Below are 23,091 nucleotides of genomic sequence, written 5' to 3'. Positions count from 1 at the left end.
ATCCTTTTTGGTTGTGTAAATATATATTATGTTAAATTTTTATTAAAATTTTAACGCAAGTTTAACATATAAGTATTTGGTTATCAGTTTTGTATGGTTTAGATAACGATTATATTTTTACAATATTATGCTGAAAACTTTGATTATTTATAAATAGCACTAGCATAGGTGTATAGGTGTCAATAATTTAACATTAACATAATTTAGCGTATGTTTTTTTATAAAAATAAAGTGAGAAGTTTACATTAGAGTTACAATTAAAACCACATTTTATATAGGTGTAATTCTGGTCATTATTTTTGTACAAAAAAATACTTTTTTACTATATTTTTTGTGTTTTGAGAAATAAGTTCTTTTGTCCATAATAGTCTATTATCATTCCACCTTTGTGGATGAAAAGTAAACATGATGGTATCTGGTAATGTATCTATTACATTTATGATATTATCTGTAGAATGGAATGTTTCATTGAAAGAAGTCTTTACACGATCTCTTACACTTACTTTATGACCATCCCAGCGACGACCAGTATCGGTTAAGTAGAAAACTTTTTCAAAGTCAACATCAAAATACGGTTCTGCTATAATGTCATAATTTTTATAATCGTATGTTTTCCAAAGGTCTTTAGAATCATGTTTAGACATAGGGCTTCCGTGCATACAAATTGTAGATACAGGAACTAATTTACGAAGTGCGGTAAGATTATCTTCAAAATCTTTAATTCCTTTTTTGAGATCTCCATTACAAGTTGTAAGACATTCATAATGATATCCTATTTCATGCCCTAAGTCAAAAATTTCTAAAATTACTTCTTCGTTCCAACTCTCTGGAACAGCTCTAAAATAATAAGTTCCTGATATATTATTTTCAGCCTGTATTTTTGCGAATGCTAAAGAGTTGTATGGTAGCAAATCTACATCATGTCGTAGAATTATAGATCTTGGAGATGGGGCAGTTATGAATTCATCAAATGTCTGAAATGTATAATTTTGATCAGCAAGTGATTTTAGTAGTGTATTATATTTATTTACAGTAAAATCCATTATTTAAAATTAAGTTGGTAATTAGGATTGTTTTTTAGTTCTATTTGGCTTTCAGGAAAATTTTCTACAAACCAAACCATAAAAGATGTAACATCAATTTTATCAGTCAAAAGCTTTTGTAATCTTTTTTGAAAATTTTGATGAAGATTTGGTATTTTTTCTAATTCTTTGATCTTATCCAATACTCCATTTCCATCTTGAAAATTGAAAACTAATCCATATTTTTCCTGGTCTTCATTATATGCTCTTTTTAAAGAATTAACATATATTGAAGGAGTACCTAGAACCCCAGATTCTGATGCCATAGTTGCACCTTCACCTACAAATAAATGTGCGCCAGAAAGCACAAGGTGCATATTTTCTGGAGCAATCTTAATTTGAAATTTTTGAAATTTTTCAGGTAGTTTATTTTCTGATGAAATAAAGACAGTATATTTAGAATCGAGGTAGTTTACTAATTTTTCTTTTTCATCTGCGGATAATCCATTTTGTCCTTTATCATGAGATGCATTCCAAGAGACAAATCTGAGTAATACATATTTTTCATCTTTTTGTAGATTTAAAAAAGAATGTGGGGTAGTACTATTTATTTGAAAGTGATTAGGATGTAAATATGCTAATTCGTGATACCCGTTATATCGTATTTGTTTTGGTCCCATATCCTCATAAAGTACAGATGGTGTAAGAACAACTTCTGTAAAAGGTAAATAAATTTTAATTTGTTCCCAATTCCCTGAATCTTCCATAGAGATATGAGGTTTTCTTAATATAGCAGACGCATGTGCAGCATATGGAGAACCGTGACTCATAAAAATATCAGGCTTAAATCGCAATCCTTGTAAAAATTCGAGAACATCAAATTTAAATAAGCCCCAAATTTTACCTAATGTTGTATTGTATTTTTTTCCAAAAGAGACATAATCAAAACCTTCTGCTTTAAGCAATTCAATTTCAAATTCCTTTTGTCTACAAGTAAATAAAAATTCATGCCCTCTTTTTTGCATTTCTTTTGCAAAGTTTTTGAATAAATGAACATGACCAGGATGACCTATATCAATTAATATACGCATTAGGTTTTTTTTAAAATTTTAACAGCTGTTTTTCCTACTTTATACAAAAGTGGTTGGGATATATATATAAATCGACCATGCTCTACTAAATCACCACCAAATTTTGATTTAAATTCTCTAACACCATAATCTTCGTTTGGTTTTCCAGCTCCCATAAAATCAAAATATTCAATTTTATTTGTATGAGCATATTCCATTGCTGCCCAAGTAGCTAAGATACTTGGGTATACATCTTTATATTGGCCATCTTTACCACAAACAAACCATTCATAAATCGTTTTGTTTTGAAAAATAGGACATACAATACCTCCAATAATTTCTTCTTTATAATGAACTAAAAGAAATTTTGCTATATCGTCTTTCCACATTTTAATAAAAAAATCAAGATCGGGTAGAGGCGTTTTTACTTTTGTAGTATATAAATCATGCAAAATAGCGTAGTATGCCTTTATTTCCTCTATACTTTGAGCTTCTATAATTTCAGCTCCTGTTTTGATACTTTTTTTTATTTGTCTAAGTTTACTACTACTCATACGTTTTCGCATGGTTTGTTCATCTTTACAATCTAAATGAAAATTAAGATGTGGTAGATATTCAAAACCAGCTTTTTCAAAAATATTTTTGTAATTACTATAGTTGTTAAGGTTTCTAATCTCTATATATATACCTTTATTTTTTAAATGAGAGATCATGATTTTTAAAAGCTCTAAAATGTCTTGTTCGTTTGCTTTTTTAGATAATATAGGCCCTCCATAAATTATTGCTCTACTAGTAAAAGCAGCTTTTATTCCTTTTTCTTTTTGTATAATACCTGTTATTAATAGAGTAATTTGTTTTTCTTGCTCTATAGCAAAAATAAAAGGTTCTAAGCCAACGGATTTAAAAAACTGAAATGCTTTTTTTGTTTGAAAAAAGTTAGCACTACCGAAGTCTAAAAGTTTGTCCCATTGTTCTGAAGAAATGCTGTTTATATTGGTGTGTATAGTTTGTGTATTTGTCACAATGTAGTGCTTTTATATATTTTGGTTAATTTGTTAGCTATGCTAACGCTATCTAGGTGTCTAATAGTATCTCTACCAGTAGTCTTTTGTTCTAAATTTAGAGATAGTAGTAATTTGTTTGCAATTTCATTAGGATCAAAATGTGTAACGTAACAACCTTGTATGTTAGAAACCAGTTCTTTAATATCTCCAACATCTACAGCAACAATTTTACAATTACATGCTATGGCTTCTTTAATGACATTTGGGGATCCTTCCCATAAACTGGTTAATAATATTACATCCGAAGCATTAAAATAATAAGGCATTTTTTCATTAGGAATATCTACTAGTTTTTGAAGTTGAATATCCTTTTCTTTAATTAGGTTAAAAGCTTCTTCTGCTAGCTTAAAATTCTTTTCTGGGCGATTGGGGTTTGCAGCAAATAAGATGTGTTTTTTATTAGGATCCCAGCCGGTTTCGTTAATAGCATCTGATCTCTCGATGGGTTTAAATTTATTAAAGTCAACGCCATTTGGAATTACATATGCTTTATTAAGCCCTGAATCTTCTTTCATGTCTTGTGATTTAACAATGATTTGTTTCCAAAACAACATGCTAAATCCCCGTATTATGTATCTTAAAAACAAAGAAGCTTTTACGTCACTTCCCATTAAAGAAATAACTATAGGACTAGCTCCTGAAAGACTAGCTACCATACCGCTTAAAGAATAATGAGCGTGAATAATATCAAATTTTTGTTTTTTTAAAAAACGCTTAAGCTCAAAAATATTTTTAAAATATCCTTTAAAACCTTTTCCTTTTATAGTAAAAAAAGTAACGGAATATCCTAGAGATATAAGTGATTGCCCTTGATTTTTAATAATTGGTGAGATACCATTTTTAGTATTTCCGCTACTAACAAAGAGAATTCTCATGATTATAGTTTAAAATTAATGCTATTATCTATTTGTGATCGGTTAATTTTCTCTTTAAATTCCTCATAGATGGTCTAATTCTCCGAAGCTTGTTTCGAGATTATTGATTTATATGTTCACTTATACAATCAGCATATACCTTTTCTAGTTCGATATTATTGTTTTCTGGAATCCAACCCTCATTATTGTGTACGAAATAAGCATCAGACATATTTATAATAGAGGTTCCAAAATATAATCCTTGCATTTCTATTAGATAATATTTCTCTCCATCAAAAGCTATATCTAAAGAAACATGAGGAATATCTAATTTTTCAAAAATCTGTTTTGCAAAATCTAATATTTTATCTGTCAGTTCAGATTTGGTTCCTGATTTATAATTAGTCTTACTACCACTTGCTCTAAAATCATTTTCACGAGCGTATCGTGTTAATATATAATACCGTTTACCAAAGACAAGAACCTTCCAATCTTTCTGTAAATTTGGGATAAATTCTTGTAAAATGTATTTATCGCGATACATACTATCTTTTTTATACCCTTTATGTTTATAAGTTCTGCCTAATTCCCAAAAATATTCTTTAGCACTAAATGTTTTAGATACTTTTTTAACTTTAGATATAAGGTCTTGTTTGTTTTTGGATAAAAACACGGATGTTCCAGAAGCTCCTTCAGAGCCTTTAATAACAATGGGGTATGAGATTTTATCTATATGATTTAAAAGCTCTTCATAGGTTCCAAATTTATATGTTGTGAGCTTACAGAATTGTTTTGGTAATACAATTTCTCTTAATAACTCCATGAATACTTTATTGTTATTAGCTCTCAAAAAATTGTAATGTGGTATTGCTATGGCTCCTGATATTTGTAATGCATAGACTATATCTTCAATAAATTCTTTATAATAATAGTTAGGGTCTTCAGAGGAGGTGTAGATAAAAAAAGTGTCAATATAGCTTTTAGAAGTAAAATCAATTTCCGAAAATGGAACAAACACTAAATCATGTTGTAGTTCTTTAAAATAAAGAGTTAATTTATTTTGATCCATACCACTCCTGTAAGGTATGTCTTCATGTTTAGATCCAAAATTACCTTTATAATCAGTTAATGCTATTATTTTACTCATATATAATTATTTTTTACTGTTGGTTAGGGAGTTGTTTTTTATGGCAAGAATAACAGATATCATCATAAGTAAACTGTCTCGTTCTTTTTCTGGGGTGTAAGGAGATAAATTGTCTAACATTTTATTTATACTTGAAAAATCAAAATATGTGTATTCTACATCTTCTAAGCATTTTTTTATATGATGTTTATTAGCTAACACTCCTGAAATTATACTTAAATTATCTAAGTTTGGAGTTTTTGTTTTTCTTTTGAAACGTTTTAAAAGAAAAGGAATTATAATTTTGTATATATAAATTGATTCTCTAAGATCTTTTGGGCGATATCCTTTTCCTGTTTTTTGATGATAAATTTTACTATTCGTCTTTTTGATAATATCTGTATATAGATATTGTCCTTTCATTCTTTTTAATGGGTTTTCTGTAAAAAAATCATTGTTAGCACCAGCGTATTTAGTTTTAAGTAATTCTGTTATAAATTTAAAATCAAGAAAAGGAGTTCTTACATTTATATGATTCATTTGCATTGAGATCCATTGCCCAAAAAATTTTCTGAAAACCTCTTCAAATACAAATGTGTAGAATTGTTGATTTTTAGTTAAATTTTTAGAAATGGAGTCTTTATAAGTTATTAGCTCTTGGATTAACTCTTCGAGATCAGTTTCAAATTCTTCTTTTTTTAAATGTTTTATTGCAGGGGAACTACTAATTTTATTTCTTATTTCTTGAGGAGTATTACTAATGAAAATATCGGCTAAAGATTTTGATGTTACTGCACCAGTAATATGTAATGCTCTAAAAAGTTCACTACCAATTACACCAGATAGTAAGTAGTTTGTGTCTGTAGCTATTTTTTTTGTACTATATAAAAAATGCGAATAAATGAATCCATTTGCTCCTGGATATTGTTTAATATATTCTTTTGCATTTGTATAATAATCTTGATCGATATATGTCTTTTTTCCTAAGTCAAAATATTGATATTTAATATTAAGGTCTTCTGCATTTTTTTTGGGAATAGTAACATCATCATTATTTGATTTCCCAAAGGAAAAAGTTTTAAAATCTTTGTTATGATATGTAGCGCAACTTACTAAAGTTCTACCATCAAATCCACTGGTAAAAGCAATATCAAAAGGAGTTTCTGGAAAGTAAAATTTTGTGGTTTTTATAAAAAGAGTACTTAAGTCATTGACTTTTTTTTGTTTTTTTAACGAGGTTTGAGTAAATAAAGAAGCTGTTTCGAAATGCTTATGCATAGTAACTACTTCTAGCTGTAATTCTAAAAAATAATTGCAAGGTACTAGTTGAATATCTTGATAAAGTGTTCTATTAAAAAAACCATAATTAAATAATAAAATTTCTAGTATAAACTTTTTGTCTATAGAAAAATTTGCCTTACTGTTTTTTCTTATAAGCTCTACAGAAGAAGAAATATAGGTATTGTCTACAGTATGATAAATAGGTAGGATATTTAAAAAACTACTATATATTTTTATCTTTTCATTTTTGATGATAATTGCATAAAAATTGCCTCTTAGTTTTGGAATATCATTTGTTTCTGTAGTAAAAAGGTCTTCTTTTTTACCTATATAATCCCCAATTACTATAATTCTAGTACCTGTATCGTTATAGTCATGATACTTTTTTCCTTGTATGGTTAGATTCCATTGTTCTGTAAGTTTTACTTCGGATTGTCCAAAGGGTTGTAGATTTGATTTTGATATAATAAAATGATTCATCATTTATAAAAGTCCTCTATTAGATAGTTTAAATAAATTCCACATTAGTATTGCTATAAATATAAAAATCAGATATATAGCCCAGTTTTTTGTTTTTTTTGGAGAGTTTGTGTAAATTCCATCTGCCATAAAAATAATTAAAAAAGGAAGTGCTAAAATCTGAAAACGATCCTGAAAAGATATCCCGGATATGGCCAAAATAAGAATATAACCTATAGCAAAACTTAAAATAAATATACTTCCTTTTCTACGGTTTTTAATTACTTGATATAACCCTAAAAAAACGAAAAAATACAGGCAATTACGTATGATTTCGTTATGAAAATGAGCAAAAATCCCTAATTGTGCTTCTTCAAAATCCAATAAAGATGGGAAAGGAGTAACTATAGCTCCTGCAATTAATAAAGGAGCAACAATAGCAGTAGTGTAAGAGATACCTCTGGAGTTAGCAGAATGCGTAAGTTCATTTTCAAATTGATTCTGGCTTGCAGCGACAATAGCATCTACGTTTTCTTTCATTCCTATTTGGTTTACAACAAAATAGGTGGCATAAATTAAGGATATTGAAATTAATATTGAAACTATACGATAATGCTTTTTTCTTGTTTTTAAGAATATTATTTGTAGTAAAACGCATATTAATAGTAATGGAGCTAAAACTGTTCTAAAATATAAGGTAATTCCTATTTGTAAAACAATAAAAGCAAGAATCCATAATTTGATTTTAGGAGCATATATAAGTTTTGTAACAAAGTACCCTATATTTAAAATAACAAAAATCAAGAAAGTTTCTTTTAGTACCATCGCTCCAAACCATAACAAGGGTGGCATAATCATCATTAAGATACTAGTTAATCTTGCTCTTTGTTCATCATATATATACCTTGTTATTTGATAAATTCTTATAACAGAAAAACTTCCTATTACAACATTAAATATTTTAATAACCAGAGCGAATTTTCCGAATATATAGTATAATATGCCAATAATAATAGAAAAACCATAATCAGATTTTCCTTTCCAGACTAGAGAAAGGGTTTTAAAAACAGAGCCTCCCTTTTCTATAGTATCTGCAACCAATTTTCCTGAAGCATGATAATTAACAGAGTCAATTGCAGATATTTCGAAAGGTAGACTTTCAGGATCATAAAGCATTGTTAGGATATACAGTAATATTACTCCAAATATTCTATAAATAATGCTATGAAAAAAAAGCTTTTTAGTAAAAAAATTTATGTCTTTCCAATATTTGGTATAATACCATAAGGAGATAAAAAATAAAAATATAATTCCCATACCTCCTAGTAATATAAATAAAGGCATAGTATACTCAGAGAAAAATAGTATGTGTATACTAAGTACTAGTATAGAAAATACTATTGCTATTCCTGAATATTCTTTAGTCCACATCATTTGGTACTAGTTTGATAATTAGTAAAATAGATTTCTATTTTTTGATTTTAGTTCTTATTATATTTTTGATATCTTCTAATTCTTTAAATTTTAAAATATGAGAACATAGTATATATCCAATAGCACTAGTAATTAAACCGCCACTTAGATATATGATTTGATCATCTACAAGTTTCCAAATAAAAGCACTGGATATAGTTACTATAATGCTAACCAATGCATAAGGAAGCATATCTCTTAATTGTTTTACACCAGAATAAGTAACAAATTTTCCGCTGTAATAAGCATAAGTAAAAAAACCAATACAAGAAACACTTACATACCCAATTGCAATTGTAGTCATCCCAAAACGATAGGTAATAGCAATTGCTAGAATGGTAAGAATGTTATTGATAATTTCTAATTTTAGAAATAGGTCAGATCTCCCTTTTGCATTAATAAAATTAGTATTAATACTATTTATAGGAAAAAAAATAACTCCAACGGCAAGAATTTGTAATAAAATAACAGTGGGTAACCATTTTTCTGTAAGTAATATTAAAATAAGAGGATGTGCAAAAACAATCAAAGTTATTGCCATAGGAAAAATAAGAAAAGCGGTTAACTTAACACTTCTTTGCATGATTGCTCTTACCTGAATGTCATCTTCAATCACAGCAACTAACAAAGGAAAAGTAACATTCTGTATTACTGTAGTAACCAAGGTTGCAGGGATTTGCTTAAATAAAGTAGCTCTGGTATAATATCCTAATTCTTCAGATTTATAAATTTTACCTATTACCACCAAATAGATATTTTGAAAAGCAGCATATAAAAGTGTAGATGCTAAAATTTTAGACCCAAAATTAAAAAGCTTTTTTAAGGAAGATAAGCTAAAAATTAAGGAAGGTCTCCAATCATTCATTACCCAAAATAGTATAGAGGTCATAAAGTTTCTAGATAAGTATTGAAACACCAATGACCATACACCAAATCCATATATAGCAAATCCAATACCAATCAGCGCACCACCAATACCTGCTACAATATTTACTATAGCTTGAGTCTTAAAATCTATCTTTTTGATTAATATAGTACGTTGAATAATTGCTGCAGAAGATATAATTACATTTAGACCAACAATTTTAACAAGATCTTCCAGTAGTGGTTCAACATAGAAATCTGCGATAAGCGAAGAAGTAAAATAAAGTACTAAATATACAAGTATACTTATTAAAAAATTAAAAAAAAATGTAGTGGAATAATCTAATTGATCTGTATCTTTTTTTTGAATTAATGCTCTGCTAAAACCACTTTCTACAATAGCCTGAGAAAGAGTAATAAATATGGTAATCATACCAATTAATCCGTAATCTTCGGGTACTAATAAACGGGCAAGGATAATACCAAAAACAAACTGAATTAACATAGTAAAAGACTTGTCAATACTACTCCAGATAACCCCACTGGTGGCTTTCGTTTTTAAATTACTCACAGGTGATAAGATATTTTTATTTCCAAAACCTATTTTTTAAACAATTATTAATTGTGGGACTATAAATATTTTCTTTGGGGATTTTCATATTTTTAAACACATGATTATTGAATACTTTATAGGCTTTGTTTTTTACTCTAGGAGTGTTGCTAAAAAAATGGATAACGAATATTTTAAACCTATATTTTAAAATGGAGGTTATATTTATTTTATCTATAAATTGACAAGCTAAAATAAGATTTTTATATGCTAGAAATCGTTATTAAATATAGATGTTTAAAGAATGAATTATTGATTTTATACTATGCTATTATTCAATTTATTAATAATAAATGGATAAGCTAAAAAACCTAAAAAAGTCATCAATTTTAGCTTTTTTATCAATTATAAGAAATTTAGCAGATCCTGTATTAAGTGTTTAATTTTATAATTTTTTAGTAAGACTATTACACTTTTGTAAGGGTTAATTTTATATTTCTTATAAAATAAGTTAATTAAAATTAGATTCTTGTAATCTAATAATAAGACCAATGTTATATTGTATATAATTACTGCCTTGCAAAGAATTATCTATAGATATTTTACCAGTAGCCTGAGTATTCAAACGAATACTTTCAGAGATATAATAATTAATTCCTATACCCAAGTTGGTTGTTATTGCAGAAGATCTGTCATAAAAGCTACTCCCTCCACCAATAGAAAGGTATCCTTCGTAAATAGCTCTATATTTGTTTAAATACTTATTGGTGATGTAGTATTTAAAAGCTCCATCTATGATAAAAATATTAATATTTTTGTCTAATATCTTATTATTAATTCTTTTGCCTACCAAAAATTTATTAAAACTACTAGAAATTTCAAATCCATAATCATCTTTAAATCTTTTTTCTATAGACAAATGAATAGGTGTACTGTAGTTGTAATTATCTTCTATATTGAATATCCCATCAAATAAAGAACCTGAATCATATATAATATTTACTCCAATACCAAGCACCCATGGATTTTCTTGTTTAGAGTAAATCTGACCTTTAGCAGTGTATATTGTTAATAATGAAAGAATAGAAAATTGATAGATAAATTTCATCATAAATTTTTACATTTATAACGATTTACTTGTAGAAAGTAGTATAATAAGGGAAGTAGTTTTTAAAATTGTAATAAGTTGCTTAGACTATTTCTACCTATTTATAAATAGGTAAATTATACTTTTTATAAAAAATACCTTCTTACAATACAAAAAATTCTATTGTATTTTAGTCAATTCGTGATAACCTATTAGCTTACCTTTTTTATTATAAGATTCTGATCGTATAATCATTACATCATTATAATACCACTCTATACCAGTCCCTTTTATGTTCAAAAAACCAAATTTGGATTCAAAATCAAAGGTTACTTTTTTACAATGATAAGTTCCTGCTGAAGTGGTAATTTTTTCTTCTCCAATGATTTCTCTATTAAAAACGGTAAAGTTCATGGTAACAAGTGTAAAGCTATTGCTATTAACTTTAATAGATATTGCACCATCATTAAGTTCATCACCTGGTTTCATACCAGATGGAAACTCAAGTACATCTCCATCTATTTTTAAACTCAAATTATTTTTATTTTGCTCTGAAAGCTTATCTAAATTAAAAAAACGAAGCATATCTATTTGAAATAACCCATTAGTACAGGTTACATTATATTCGGCACTAAATTTCTCATGATTTTTACCTTTATCTACTGTTGCTTTTATAGTAGCATTGGTGTTTTTATTTTGTTTTGAAGAGGATAAAGTTTCATGTATGGTAGTACTCTGTTGTTTTCCCTTTTTGTTGTAGTCTGTATATTCTAATATAGCTCCTTTTTTCATAAAAGGGACTGTATTACAATCCTGAGCATTTGATAAAGATATAATTAGAAAAGAACACAGCGTTAATACTATGTTTTTTGATATTTTATTTTTCATAATAATTACATTTTTGAAGTAATAAAAGTGCCATTGTTTTCTTCAGCTAATGACCTCATAAAGTTATGATCTGCGTCTTCTCCAAAAGCAATAGTATGTATGATAGTTTTATTGATGTTTACTTTTCTGATTTCTTTTAAAATACTATCAGGACTATCATTAGGTAATCCATCACTCATCAATACAATTTCCTGTACTTCGTTTAAAGATAAAGCTTCTAATAAGCCAGCTAGCGTATTAGTACCACCGCCTGCTTTTAAGTTTTCTACAAATATGTTAGCCGATGTTCGAACCATATTATTAGCAATTCTAAATTCTGTAGATTGTTTTTTTACATCGTTTTCAAAAGTAAAAATCGTAAATTTCTTACCATCGGGTAACCCTTTAATAGCAGGGATTAGTTTACGTTTTACAGCACCTAGCTTTGTAGCTTGTTTCGTGACTTGTTTGCCTAGTATGCTACCAACTTTGCCTCCAATAAGATTACTTACTTTATTGCCAGCTTTATTACCAACCTCTCGCATTACCTGATCTTTTACAGAACCTTCATCAATTCCTTCCATACTACCAGATATATCTATAAGGTACAAAGTATTTTTGGTAGAGGTTTCTATTCCAAAAAACTCATTTGATTTTTTCATTACATAGCAAGATTGCATCATAAATAGCAGAATACTAATAGAAAATATTTTTTTCATTTTTTTTTGATTATCAATTAGGAGACTTTAGAATCGAGTAGAACTAATTAGCTTTTTCTTCTAGTTTTTTTGAATTGAGTTGAGAAAACCCCTTTTTTAACTCATTTAGAGAAACTTGATCTCCTTCCATAGAAACCAAAAACCTATTAGCAATAAGAAGTTCAATTTTAGAATTTTCGCCATCATTATAGGCATCTTTTTCTATTTCTTCTGTAGCTTTATATCCATTAATTGTTGTCGATTTTTTGTATCCTCGCTCATTTTGCTCTTCAAAATCTTGTGTAAACCCTAAACGAGCAAGCATAATCATAGAACTTCCAGCTTCGCCAGCACCATCTATTATGGATAATAAGATTTTCTGACCATTTTCACTTTCATATTCAGCTTCTCCCATTCTAATTTCTGACATAAATTGATTACCAATAGAAAACTTTTTTCTTGGATACTCTAGTATTTGTTCTGGTAAAAAAGCTTTTATTTCTTCATTAGATATAGGTTTTGTATTCATTAACTTCTCATTATCCTCTTCTATTTTTTCTGCTTCATCGGCTACTTTTCGTAAATCAGAAACCCCTTCTATAATATCGAATAAACCTGGTTCTTGTTCTTCCTTTTTATCTTTCCCACAGGATGATAATACTAGAATAGAAATTAAAGTTATAAGTACTTTTGTCATTGTTTTGCTGTTAACTAAGTGAGTGAAATGATTAATTATAAGTCGAAATTAGACTTATTAATAACAGCGTTTCTTGAAAATGTGAATTAGAAGGTAGATTTTTAGAAATCGATAGAGTTTTAAAAGAATCTTAAAAAAGTTGATTTATATATTCTATTAAGTCTTTTTTTCTACTTTGGGCTACAGGAACAGAATAAGATTGTTTTAAAATAACTTCTTCATTGCGTTTATCAAAAGAAGAAATATGATGAAGATTGATTAGAAAACTTTGATGAACTCTATAAAAATTATAAGGGACAAGTTTTTCATTAAATGATTTTAAAGGTTTAGAAACCAGTATTTCTTTATCATTCGTAAGTAAAAATGTGGTATAATTATTATCAGATTTTGCATAGAGAATGTCTTTTAAAACAACTATGTGCATGGCATCTGCATTTTTTAGAACTATTTTTCTTGAATCTTCATTATTAGAAAAATTATGAAGTAATGTGTGTAGTTGATATTTGTAATTATCTTTATGAATATCTTTTGAAACTTTATCTAAGGCTGTAATTAATTCTTTTTCTTCAAAAGGTTTTAATAAATAATCTAACGCACTAAATTTAAAAGCATCAATAGCATATTTGGCATACGATGTCGTAAAGATGATTTTAAAGTTAATTTCGTCAAACAGTTTTAAAAAATCAAAAGCATTGCCATCTCTAAGAAAAACATCTAAGATTATAAAATTGGGTTTTAGTTTTTTTATTAGTCTTGCAGCTTCAGTAATACTATCTGAATTACCCACAATATGCATGGTTTCATAATTTTTTATAATAGAGGAGGAGTATTCTAATGCCTGAGGGTCATCTTCTACAATAAAACAAGATATAGTAGTATTCATATAAATGATTAATTAAGCAGCTGCAAATGTTAAAACTACTTCTGTTCCTTTGGGAGAAGATCCTATAGAAACATTTCCATTAATTTTTTTAGAAGTTTTATTTAGGTTTTTTAATTGCTCCCTTACTATTTGCATACTCATAGATTTATGTAATTTTTTAGAATCCTCTTTATGTATTTCAAAACCTCTACCATTATCTTTAATAGAAACACATAAATCTGTGTTATTTTTATAATATTTTATAGTAATCAATCCTTCTGTTTTATCTTTTAATCCATGAAGAATAGCATTTTCAACAAAAGGTTGGGTAATTAAAGGAGGCAAAATATCAAAATCTTCTTCTACATTATTTTGTATTTGTATGGTATAAGAAAAAACATTGTTTTGATTAATTTTTTGCAAATCAAGATAAGCTTCTAAAGCTTGTTTATCCTCTGCAACACTTATAAAATCATGATCAGATTTTTCTAAGATTAATCTAATTAATTTGGAATAACTAGTTAAATAGGAGCTGGATTTCTCCTTATCATTTTGATGTATAAAATTTTGAATACTCTGTAATGCATTAAATAAAAAATGAGGGTTAAGTTGTATTTTTCTTAATTTTTGTTGCAGTAATAAAGTATTTAATTTTTGTTTTGTTTTATAATTTTTAAAACCAAAATATCCTAAAATTAGTAGTAAAAGAGCAAAAACAATTAATGCAACTAATATATAATTTTGCTGTTTTATAGTGAGCGCTTGTATTTGATTTTTAGAATCTAGAATATCTATTTGTTGTTGTTGTTTTTCCGATTCAAATTTTTCGGTCAGTTCAGCTACTTTCTCTTTTTGTTTAGCATCTACAATAGAATCTTTATGAAAATCTTTTAAATCAGCATAAAACAATGCTTTTTTATAATTATTTATCCCTAAATAAGAATCTTTTAAATTATTATAGATATACGTCTTTAGTATTCCTTGAGCACCAATCATAGCACTATCCATGTATGCTATGGCTTTTTTATATTCTCCTTTTTTTAGATAAGAATGCCCAACATTATTATAGGTAACGTTTATAGTTTGTATTTGGTTCAACTCTTTTTTTAAAGAAATAGCTTTTTTTCCATAGGTAAGAGCAAGATCGTAGTTTGTGTCATTTTCGGTATAATAGTTAGATAAGTTAGTATAAATAACAGAAAGAGTGTTTTTAGAATTATATTTTTTAGCAAGTTTTTCGGCTTCAAATATGTTGTCTGTATATTTTTTAAACATTTTTTGTTCAAGATAAATATTACATAAATTTACCAGAATTTGTAGCTTAATCATTTCATTAAATTCACTTAATGGCAAAGCTCTTTCTAAATATTTTTGCGCGTTCTTGAAATTTTTAAGAGCAGCATTAATAGACCCAATATTAGTATAGGTATTAACAAGTTGCTTCGAGTTTTTGGCCTGTTCGAGTATTTTAGCAGCTTTAAGATAAATACCTAAAGCTTTTTCAAAATCCTGTTTGTAATACTGTATCGTAGCCAGATTATGTAAAGTTTGACCTTTAATATGTTTGGGTAAATCTTTGTTTAGATTATTTTGAAGTAAAGAGTCAGCTTCAGAAAATCTTTTTTTTAAAATAAGCACACTACTTTTTTGTAAATGTGATTTAGCAATTAGGGTATCATTTTTAATTAACGTAGACAGTTGCAATGCACTATTAGAATAGTACAAAGAACTATCTAAGTTTTTTTGAAATAACTCTTTGGATTCAGCTAATTTAAGCTCTATTTGTTTTATGTTATTGGTATTAGATTGCGCAAGGATACCAAAGCTACTAAAAACAATGAAAATTATAAATAATGTTTTCATTGTTAGACTTGGATTATCCCTAAATTAAATTTCTTTTCGATAGGAGCATGATCAGCAGCTTCTATACCCATAGAAACCCATTTTCTAGTATCCAGAGGGTCTATAATGGCATCCGTCCATATTCTTGCTGCAGCATAATATGGTGATGTTTGCATGTCATAGCGAGCTTTAATTTTATCAAATAACGCTTTTTCATCTTCTTCAGATAATTGTTCTCCTTTCTTTTTTAAAGACGCGGTTTCGATCTGTAATAAAACTTTTGCAGCCTGCGAACCTCCCATTACAGCAAGCTCTGCGCTAGGCCATGCGGCTATTAACCTTGGATCATATGCTTTACCACACATTGCATAATTACCAGCTCCATAAGAGTTGCCAATTATGATAGTAAATTTTGGAACAACACTATTACTCACTGCATTTACCATCTTTGCACCATCTTTAATGATACCTCCGTGTTCACTTTTACTCCCTACCATAAAACCAGTAACATCTTGTAGAAATACTAATGGTATCTTTTTTTGATTACAATTGGCGATAAACCGTGTTGCTTTATCTGCAGAATCAGAATAGATGACACCACCAAATTGCATTTCTCCTTTTTTGGTTTTTACAATTTTACGTTGATTAGCTACAATACCTACAGCCCAACCATCAATCCTTGCATATCCAGTTAATATAGTTTGTCCATATCCAGCTTTATATTCTTCAAAATCAGAATCATCCACTAATCGTTTAATGATTTCCATCATATCATACTGCTCATTTCGGGCTTTAGGTAAAATGCCATAAATATCTTCTTGATTTTCTTTAGGAACAGTAGGTTTAGTTCGGTTAAAACCAGCTTTTTCAAAATCACCAATTTTAGACATTATATTTTTAATAGTGTCCAAAGCATCTGCATCATCTTTTGCTTTGTAATCGGTTACTCCAGAAATTTCGCAATGGGTAGTAGCTCCCCCCAAAGTTTCATTGTCGATACTTTCGCCAATAGCGGCTTTTACTAAATAGCTTCCAGCAAGAAATATGCTTCCTGTTTTATCTACAATAAGGGCTTCGTCACTCATGATAGGTAAATAAGCTCCACCAGCAACGCAACTCCCCATAACTGCAGAAATCTGAATAATCCCCATACTACTCATTACAGCATTATTACGAAAAATCCTCCCAAAATGTTCTTTATCAGGAAAAATTTCATCTTGCATAGGTAAATAAACTCCTGCACTATCTACCAAATAGATAATGGGTAATTTATTTTCGATAGATAATTCCTGAGCACGCAGATTTTTTTTTCCTGTAATCGGAAACCAAGCTCCAGCCTTTACAGTAGCATCATTAGCCACTACGATACATTGCTTGCCACTTACGTACCCCATTTTTACAACCACACCTCCACTAGGACAACCACCATGCTCTTCGTACATACCTTCTCCTGCAAAAGCTCCAATTTCTATAGATTTAGAATTTTTATCTAATAGATAATCAATTCTTTCGCGCGCTGTTAATTTACCTTTAGCATGAAGTTTTTCAATCCGTTTTTCGCCTCCCCCTAGTTTTACTTTAGCTAATCGCTGTTTTAAATCTGATACTAAAAGCTTATTATGATCTTCGTTTTTATTAAAGTTTATATCCATTGGTGTGTGTTATGAGTGTGTATTGTTTGCACGAAAATACAAAAAACATAGAGTTTATAAAGGATAGTAAAATATTTTAAATGAATCTATTATTAGATTATAACAGATGTTATTCTTTTGTTATTTAATAAAATTATTTTAAGATCCCTGTTTAATGTTTTTTTATTAAAAGCGTTTTTTAATTTGTTATAAAACAGATGATAAGGTGTTTTTATGTCTTAAGAACTCTATAAAAACCTGTGTTTTGACGATAAAATACCGATATTTGCATTTGTTCATTTATTAAATATTTGAACAACCGTACTAAACTTAAATAATAATTTATGGGAATGAATAAAAATACAGTTTTAGCTTGGGCAACTTTTATAATGATATTAGTTGGACTAGCACTTATTGCATTAGGAGCTTTTAGATATAGAGATGTGTCAGGATATGGTTTTGCCGCTGTTGGTATTGGTTTTTTTGCAATTGCCTGGGTTTTTAATGCCTTAAAAGGAAGAGTCTAATTCTAATAGATATATACAAATCATCTTAATAAAAAATAATAATATCAGAACATATGTCAGACGATAAAAAAGTGATTTTCTCGATGTCGGGAGTTAGTAAGACTTATAAAAGTGCAAATACTCCAGTTCTCAAAAATATTTACCTAAGCTTTTTTTACGGAGCTAAAATAGGTATTCTGGGGCTTAATGGCTCGGGTAAATCTACATTACTTAAAATTATAGCAGGAATAGATAAAAACTACCAAGGAGATGTGGTTTTTGCACCTGGATATACGGTAGGTTTATTAGAACAAGAACCACAGTTAGATCCCGAAAAAACTGTACTCGAGGTAGTAAAAGAAGGAGTAGCAGAAACTGTAGCTGTTTTAGATGAGTACAATAAGATTAATGATATGTTTGGCTTGCCAGAAGTATATGAAAATCCTGATAAAATGCAGGAACTTATGGATAAACAAGCAGGCCTACAGGATCAGATCGATGCAAGTAACGCATGGGAGCTAGATACAAAATTAGAAATAGCAATGGATGCTCTTCGTACGCCAGATGCAGATAAAAAGATTGGAGTTTTGTCTGGTGGAGAACGAAGAAGAGTAGCTCTTTGTCGTCTTTTATTACAAGAACCAGATGTATTATTACTTGATGAACCAACCAACCACTTAGATGCAGAATCTGTACATTGGTTAGAGCATCATTTACAACAATATAAAGGTACTGTAATTGCAGTAACACACGATAGGTACTTTTTAGATAACGTTGCAGGATGGATATTAGAGTTAGATAGAGGAGAAGGGATTCCTTGGAAAGGAAATTACTCTTCATGGTTGGACCAAAAAGCAAAAAAATTATCGCAAGAACAAAAACAAGCTTCGAAACGTCAAAAAACCTTAGAGAGAGAATTAGAATGGGTTCGTATGGCTCCAAAAGGACGTCAGGCAAAACAAAAAGCTCGTTTAAGTAACTATGATAAATTACTAAGCCAAGATCAGAAACAAGTAGATGAAAAACTAGAAATCTACATACCAAATGGTCCACGATTAGGATCCAATGTAATAGAGGCTACAGGAGTAAGTAAAGCTTTTGGAGATAAGTTACTATATGAAGATCTAAATTTTAAACTTCCGCAAGCAGGTATTGTAGGGATTATTGGTCCAAACGGAGCAGGTAAAACCACTATATTTAAAATGATAATGGGAGAGGAGCAACCTGATAAAGGAAGCTTTACTGTAGGAGACACAGCCAAAATAGCGTATGTAGACCAAAGCCATAGTAATATAGATGTAGAAAAAACTATCTGGCAAAACTTTAGTGACGAGCAGGAATTGGTCATGATGGGAGGCAGACAAGTAAACTCAAGAGCATATCTAAGTCGTTTTAACTTTAGTGGAAGCGAACAAAACAAAAAAGTTTCTACACTATCCGGGGGGGAGCGTAACCGATTACACCTTGCAATGACTTTAAAAGAAGAAGGTAACGTTTTGCTTTTAGATGAACCTACCAATGATTTGGATGTAAATACCTTAAGAGCTTTAGAGGAAGGTTTAGAAAATTTTGCAGGATGTGCCGTAGTGATTTCTCACGACCGTTGGTTTTTAGATAGAATCTGTACGCACATATTAGCTTTTGAAGGAGATTCGCAAGTATATTTCTTTGAAGGAAGCTTCTCGGATTATGAAGAAAATAAAAAGAAACGTTTAGGAGGTGATTTAATGCCAAAACGTATTAAATATAAGAAGTTAGTTCGATAATTAGAGGTAAAAACTAGTAAAATTATTGAAAAATCAACACTCTGCATTTTGCATTGCAGAGTGTTGATTTAAAACTTACATACTTTAAAAAAAAATGCCACTACAAAACATAAAAGTCATCGCCTTTGATGCAGATGATACTCTATGGGTAAATGAAACTTTTTTTAGAAAAGCAGAAGAAGATTTTTGTGCTCTTTTAGAAGGATATATGCCAAAAGAAGAAGCTAATAAGTTGCTTTTTGATATGGAGATAGGAAATCTGCCTTTGTATGGTTATGGCATCAAACCCTTTACACTTTCTTTGATAGAAGCAGCCATAGTTGTTTCTAAAGGAACCATGCCAATAGAGCTCGTGCAGAAACTTATCGATATAGGAAAAAAAATGTTAGAAGCACCAGTAGAGCTAATAGATGGTATAGAGATTACGTTAAAAGAGCTGTCTAAAAAATATCGATTAGTAATGGCTACTAAGGGGGACTTGTTGGATCAAGAGCGCAAATTAATTAAATCTGGTCTAGAAAAATATTTTCACCATATAGAAATTGTTTCCGATAAAACAGAAAAGCACTATAAAAAACTAGTGAAACATCTGGATATTCAAGAAAATGAGTTTTTAATGGTTGGAAACTCATTAAAATCAGATATTCTACCTGTTTTAAATATCGGAGCGCATGCATTTCATATACCATTTCATACTACTTGGGCACATGAAATGATATATGAAGAAATAAATCATCCAAATTTTAAAAGTTTTACAAAAGCTAGTGATCTATTACAGATATTATAAAAAAGAGAACTAATCCTACTTTGTCATTTTGGAGTTAAAAATAGATCCATCCCAACCTTCCTTCAAAGGAAGGAATAAAATTCTCCCTATGACGGGAGATGTAGAGAGATTTTAATGGTAATCTAAAAATGAAATAAAAGCATATATAAGATGACAAAGTAGGACTAAATTAGATCTGGAAACGCAAAACAGTAAAGGGTTACGAAATACAGATAATGCGAAACGCATAGATACCATCCATTACTCATCAATTCCTTGGTATACTTTTACAAGACATACACACGTCAGGCATTTTCAATGTAAAAATAGTGTGCCAAAATTCTCATTTGGTAAATACTCTAAAGATAAACTATGCTTACCTATTGCAATTAATGTGCATCATAGATTAATGGATGGATATTATATTGGTCAATATCTAAAAGAGTTTTAGAGATTACTAAATAATTATTATATAGCAGAGGTACACATTTCTAATTCTACATCTGCAATAAATTCATTGATTTGCTCATAAGACACGTTTGGCATACAAATAATATGCGATTGGCCTTTTTCAGTAGCTAATTGCCATTTATTTATTATAGTTTCGCTAAGAGCAGGAAAAACTATAGTTAAAGCATTAGGATTTCGCCATGCTTTAATCCCAAGTTCTTTTAGTTTTTTTTCAGTATAAGAAGCTACAGCTAAACTATGCTCTGTACGTTTTTTAAAGCCATCCACGCCTAGTTTTTTTATTGCATACCACAAAAATAATGGAGTATGCCCATTTCGAGATCCGGTTATAGTTGCATCAGAACTACCTATATATGCAATTCTTCTGGCAATTCGATCTCTGTTATCTTTTTTTACTATTACTACGCCTGATGGCATAGGAGAACCAATAAATTTATGTCCGCTAATCGAGATGCTATCAATACCATCTTCAAAATCAAAAGCAGGTCTTGGTGTAACAAAGGGAGCAAAACCACCTGCTAATGCTGCATCTGCATGGATGTAGTGTTTTTCGATAGCCATGTTTTCTAAAATTCCTTTAATTTTTTTAGTATCATCTTTGGCTTCAGTCATTGTTGTACCTATATTAGCTACAATTATAGCAGGTCTGTGTCTATGATACCCAACTGCATCTTTTAAGTCTTCATAATCCATTTCCCCATTTGGTAAGGATTTTACAATAACATAATCTACATTAAGTAACGTTACATTTTTTTGAATACTATAATGGGTAGCTTCAGAAAAGTATACCATTCCTTTAGAATATAATTCACGGGCAACATATAAACCATATAAATTACCTTCAGATCCACCATTAGTTACATATCCCCATATATCATCTGTATGTGCTCTAAATAGTCCTGCAAAAAAATTAACAACCTCACGTTCCATAGCTCTGGAATCTACACGATATGTAGATTCACTAAAGGGATCTCCAAGATTATTTAATGGATATTGTAAAAATGGCATTAATTCTGAATAATCAAAATCTTTTGAAACTGGATATCCTAAAAAATTTTGAGTGGTATTTTGTATGCTAAGATATAATTGTTCTAGCTGTTGTTGTTCCGCTGCATGTAATTTCATGATAGGTATATAATTTTAGTCAAAACTACACACAAAAGTTTTATTTTCTAAAAAATATAATAAAAATAGAATTATAGTCTTTTTTATACTAAATAATATGTTTTTTATTCTTTTTTCGTTGAAATTTAATATTGTTTTTAGAAAATATTTCTTCTTAATGATAGGTAAAAATGGAGTATAGTATTAAAAAAATTATATCGAGTCTAATTCTCGCACTTCGCCAATCTCCATTCCTTTTAAGTAAATAGAGCCTACACGTACACGTATTAGTCTTAAGGTAGGAAAACCAACAGCAGATGTCATTTTCCGAACTTGTCTAAATTTGCCTTCTTGTAGAGTAATAGATACCCAACTTGTAGGTCCATGTCTACTGTCTCGTATTTTTTTTGAGCGTTCAGGAAACACTGGAACAGATTCTATTTTATTAGCTTTACAAGGCGTAGTAGTATATTTTTTTCCATCAAAACCAATTTGGACACCAGATCTTAATAATTCAATAGCTTCTGTAGTAATCTCTCCATTTACTTGGGCATAATATTCTTTTTCGGTAGAGCCACTACATATATCGTTACTGGTTTTTCCATCTGTAGTTAATAATAATAATCCTTCAGATTTTTCATCAAGTCTACCAATAGCCATTGTTCCTTTAGGAAAATCATATAATTCACCTAATAGTTTTTTTGAATTTTGTTTTTGTCCATTATTAATAAATTGGCTCAAATAGCCATAGGGTTTGTAGATAGCAAAATGCGTATGGTTTTGTTGTTTAACATTAGGATCCATTCAAAAAGTAGAGTAGGGTTTGTTTATAATAAAAAAAATAAGGCGGTAATTTACAAATTTTGATATATTAGGGTCTCTATTTAGTAGAATAATATTCATTTATGTGAAGAGTTTTTTTTTTATCAAAAATGAAAACTTACCTTTGTAAAGAATTTGAATACATTTTGTATTCTAGTTATTGCAACCACTGGGTAAATTATTCGGTAAATCAATCTTAAAAATTGTCA

At 29.2% G+C, this 23,091-nt stretch carries 21 protein-coding genes; 4 read left to right on the top strand and 17 right to left on the bottom strand.

The features are described 5' to 3' along the window. Positions 1–293 precede the first annotated feature (293 nt). From H527_RS0102195 to H527_RS0102125, 15 genes are all read right to left on the bottom strand, one after another. Positions 294–1,043, bottom strand: a complete 750-nt coding sequence (locus H527_RS0102195) for a hypothetical protein (RefSeq protein WP_027411192.1) — start codon at positions 1,041–1,043, stop codon at positions 294–296. Then, positions 1,043–2,113 (bottom strand): DUF354 domain-containing protein, encoded by a 1,071-nt coding sequence (locus H527_RS0102190; RefSeq protein WP_027411191.1) that lies wholly within the window; start codon positions 2,111–2,113, stop codon positions 1,043–1,045. The genes H527_RS0102195 and H527_RS0102190 overlap by 1 nt, the downstream gene beginning before the upstream one ends. After that, a complete protein-coding gene (locus H527_RS0102185; protein ID WP_051316594.1) occupies positions 2,113–3,114 on the bottom strand; it encodes a lipid II:glycine glycyltransferase FemX in 1,002 nt (333 codons plus the stop codon). The genes H527_RS0102190 and H527_RS0102185 overlap by 1 nt, the downstream gene beginning before the upstream one ends. Next, complete coding sequence (locus H527_RS0102180; protein ID WP_035087159.1) at positions 3,111–4,031, bottom strand: glycosyltransferase family 4 protein; 921 nt, start codon at positions 4,029–4,031, stop codon at positions 3,111–3,113. Before H527_RS0102180 ends, H527_RS0102185 begins: the two co-directional genes overlap by 4 nt. Before the next feature lie 100 nt (positions 4,032–4,131). Beyond that, positions 4,132–5,157: an ATP-grasp domain-containing protein gene (locus H527_RS0102175; protein ID WP_027411188.1), complete on the bottom strand. Its 1,026-nt coding sequence runs from the start codon at positions 5,155–5,157 to the stop codon at positions 4,132–4,134. A 6-nt stretch (positions 5,158–5,163) separates the two neighbouring features. Continuing rightward, the gene (locus tag H527_RS22985; RefSeq protein WP_051316593.1) at positions 5,164–6,900 is read right to left on the bottom strand and encodes an asparagine synthase-related protein; all 1,737 of its coding nucleotides are present in this window, start codon (positions 6,898–6,900) and stop codon (positions 5,164–5,166) included. After that, positions 6,901–8,310, bottom strand: coding sequence for a glycosyltransferase family 39 protein (locus H527_RS0102165; RefSeq protein ID WP_081414531.1), 1,410 nt, complete (start codon positions 8,308–8,310; stop codon positions 6,901–6,903). It lies immediately after the preceding gene. A gap of 34 nt (positions 8,311–8,344) precedes the next feature. Beyond that, positions 8,345–9,784 (bottom strand): lipopolysaccharide biosynthesis protein, encoded by a 1,440-nt coding sequence (locus tag H527_RS0102160; RefSeq protein ID WP_035087157.1) that lies wholly within the window; start codon positions 9,782–9,784, stop codon positions 8,345–8,347. A 490-nt stretch (positions 9,785–10,274) separates the two neighbouring features. Then, positions 10,275–10,874 carry a hypothetical protein gene (locus H527_RS0102155; protein WP_155837787.1) on the bottom strand — a complete coding sequence of 200 codons (600 nt, stop codon included), beginning with the start codon at positions 10,872–10,874 and terminating at the stop codon, positions 10,275–10,277. Between the two features lie 156 nt (positions 10,875–11,030). Beyond that, complete coding sequence (locus H527_RS0102150) at positions 11,031–11,738, bottom strand: TapB family protein (protein ID WP_027411184.1); 708 nt, start codon at positions 11,736–11,738, stop codon at positions 11,031–11,033. A 5-nt stretch (positions 11,739–11,743) separates the two neighbouring features. Next, complete coding sequence (locus tag H527_RS0102145) at positions 11,744–12,436, bottom strand: VWA domain-containing protein (RefSeq protein WP_027411183.1); 693 nt, start codon at positions 12,434–12,436, stop codon at positions 11,744–11,746. A 43-nt stretch (positions 12,437–12,479) separates the two neighbouring features. After that, positions 12,480–13,112 (bottom strand): hypothetical protein, encoded by a 633-nt coding sequence (locus H527_RS0102140; RefSeq protein WP_027411182.1) that lies wholly within the window; start codon positions 13,110–13,112, stop codon positions 12,480–12,482. 130 nt (positions 13,113–13,242) lie between these two features. Continuing rightward, the gene (locus H527_RS21230; RefSeq protein WP_051316592.1) at positions 13,243–13,995 is read right to left on the bottom strand and encodes a LytR/AlgR family response regulator transcription factor; all 753 of its coding nucleotides are present in this window, start codon (positions 13,993–13,995) and stop codon (positions 13,243–13,245) included. 12 nt (positions 13,996–14,007) lie between these two features. Next, a complete protein-coding gene (locus H527_RS0102130; protein WP_027411181.1) occupies positions 14,008–15,837 on the bottom strand; it encodes a tetratricopeptide repeat-containing sensor histidine kinase in 1,830 nt (609 codons plus the stop codon). A 2-nt stretch (positions 15,838–15,839) separates the two neighbouring features. Further along, a complete protein-coding gene (locus H527_RS0102125; RefSeq protein WP_027411180.1) occupies positions 15,840–17,468 on the bottom strand; it encodes an acyl-CoA carboxylase subunit beta in 1,629 nt (542 codons plus the stop codon). Positions 17,469–17,797: 329 nt separating this feature from the next. On the opposite strand from H527_RS0102125, the gene H527_RS21225 reads away from it, so the two are divergent. The 4 genes from H527_RS21225 (at position 17,798) to H527_RS23435 (ending at position 20,936) form a co-directional block, all read left to right on the top strand. Beyond that, entirely contained in the window at positions 17,798–17,974 is a 177-nt protein-coding gene (locus tag H527_RS21225; protein WP_229809227.1) for a CAL67264 family membrane protein, read from the top strand. A gap of 53 nt (positions 17,975–18,027) precedes the next feature. Next, positions 18,028–19,719, top strand: a complete 1,692-nt coding sequence (ettA, locus tag H527_RS0102115) for an energy-dependent translational throttle protein EttA (RefSeq protein ID WP_027411179.1) — start codon at positions 18,028–18,030, stop codon at positions 19,717–19,719. A gap of 94 nt (positions 19,720–19,813) precedes the next feature. Beyond that, positions 19,814–20,506, top strand: coding sequence for an HAD family hydrolase (locus tag H527_RS0102110; RefSeq protein ID WP_027411178.1), 693 nt, complete (start codon positions 19,814–19,816; stop codon positions 20,504–20,506). A gap of 175 nt (positions 20,507–20,681) precedes the next feature. Beyond that, on the top strand, positions 20,682–20,936 hold the full coding sequence (locus tag H527_RS23435) for a CatA-like O-acetyltransferase (protein ID WP_081414530.1): 255 nt from the start codon (positions 20,682–20,684) through the stop codon (positions 20,934–20,936). Between the two features lie 17 nt (positions 20,937–20,953). On the opposite strand, the gene H527_RS0102105 is transcribed toward H527_RS23435, so the two are convergent. Both H527_RS0102105 and H527_RS0102100 read right to left on the bottom strand, forming a co-directional pair. After that, positions 20,954–22,081, bottom strand: a complete 1,128-nt coding sequence (locus H527_RS0102105) for a histidine decarboxylase (protein ID WP_027411177.1) — start codon at positions 22,079–22,081, stop codon at positions 20,954–20,956. A 192-nt stretch (positions 22,082–22,273) separates the two neighbouring features. Beyond that, positions 22,274–22,864 (bottom strand): pseudouridine synthase, encoded by a 591-nt coding sequence (locus H527_RS0102100; RefSeq protein ID WP_027411176.1) that lies wholly within the window; start codon positions 22,862–22,864, stop codon positions 22,274–22,276. Positions 22,865–23,091 lie beyond the last annotated feature (227 nt).

Source organism: Aquimarina muelleri DSM 19832 (genome assembly GCF_000430665.1).
In the GTDB taxonomy this organism is placed as follows: Bacteria; Bacteroidota; Bacteroidia; order Flavobacteriales; family Flavobacteriaceae; genus Aquimarina; species Aquimarina muelleri.
The sequence above is the reverse complement of the archived record's forward strand: the minus strand, read 5'-3'. Positions and strand labels throughout refer to the sequence as shown.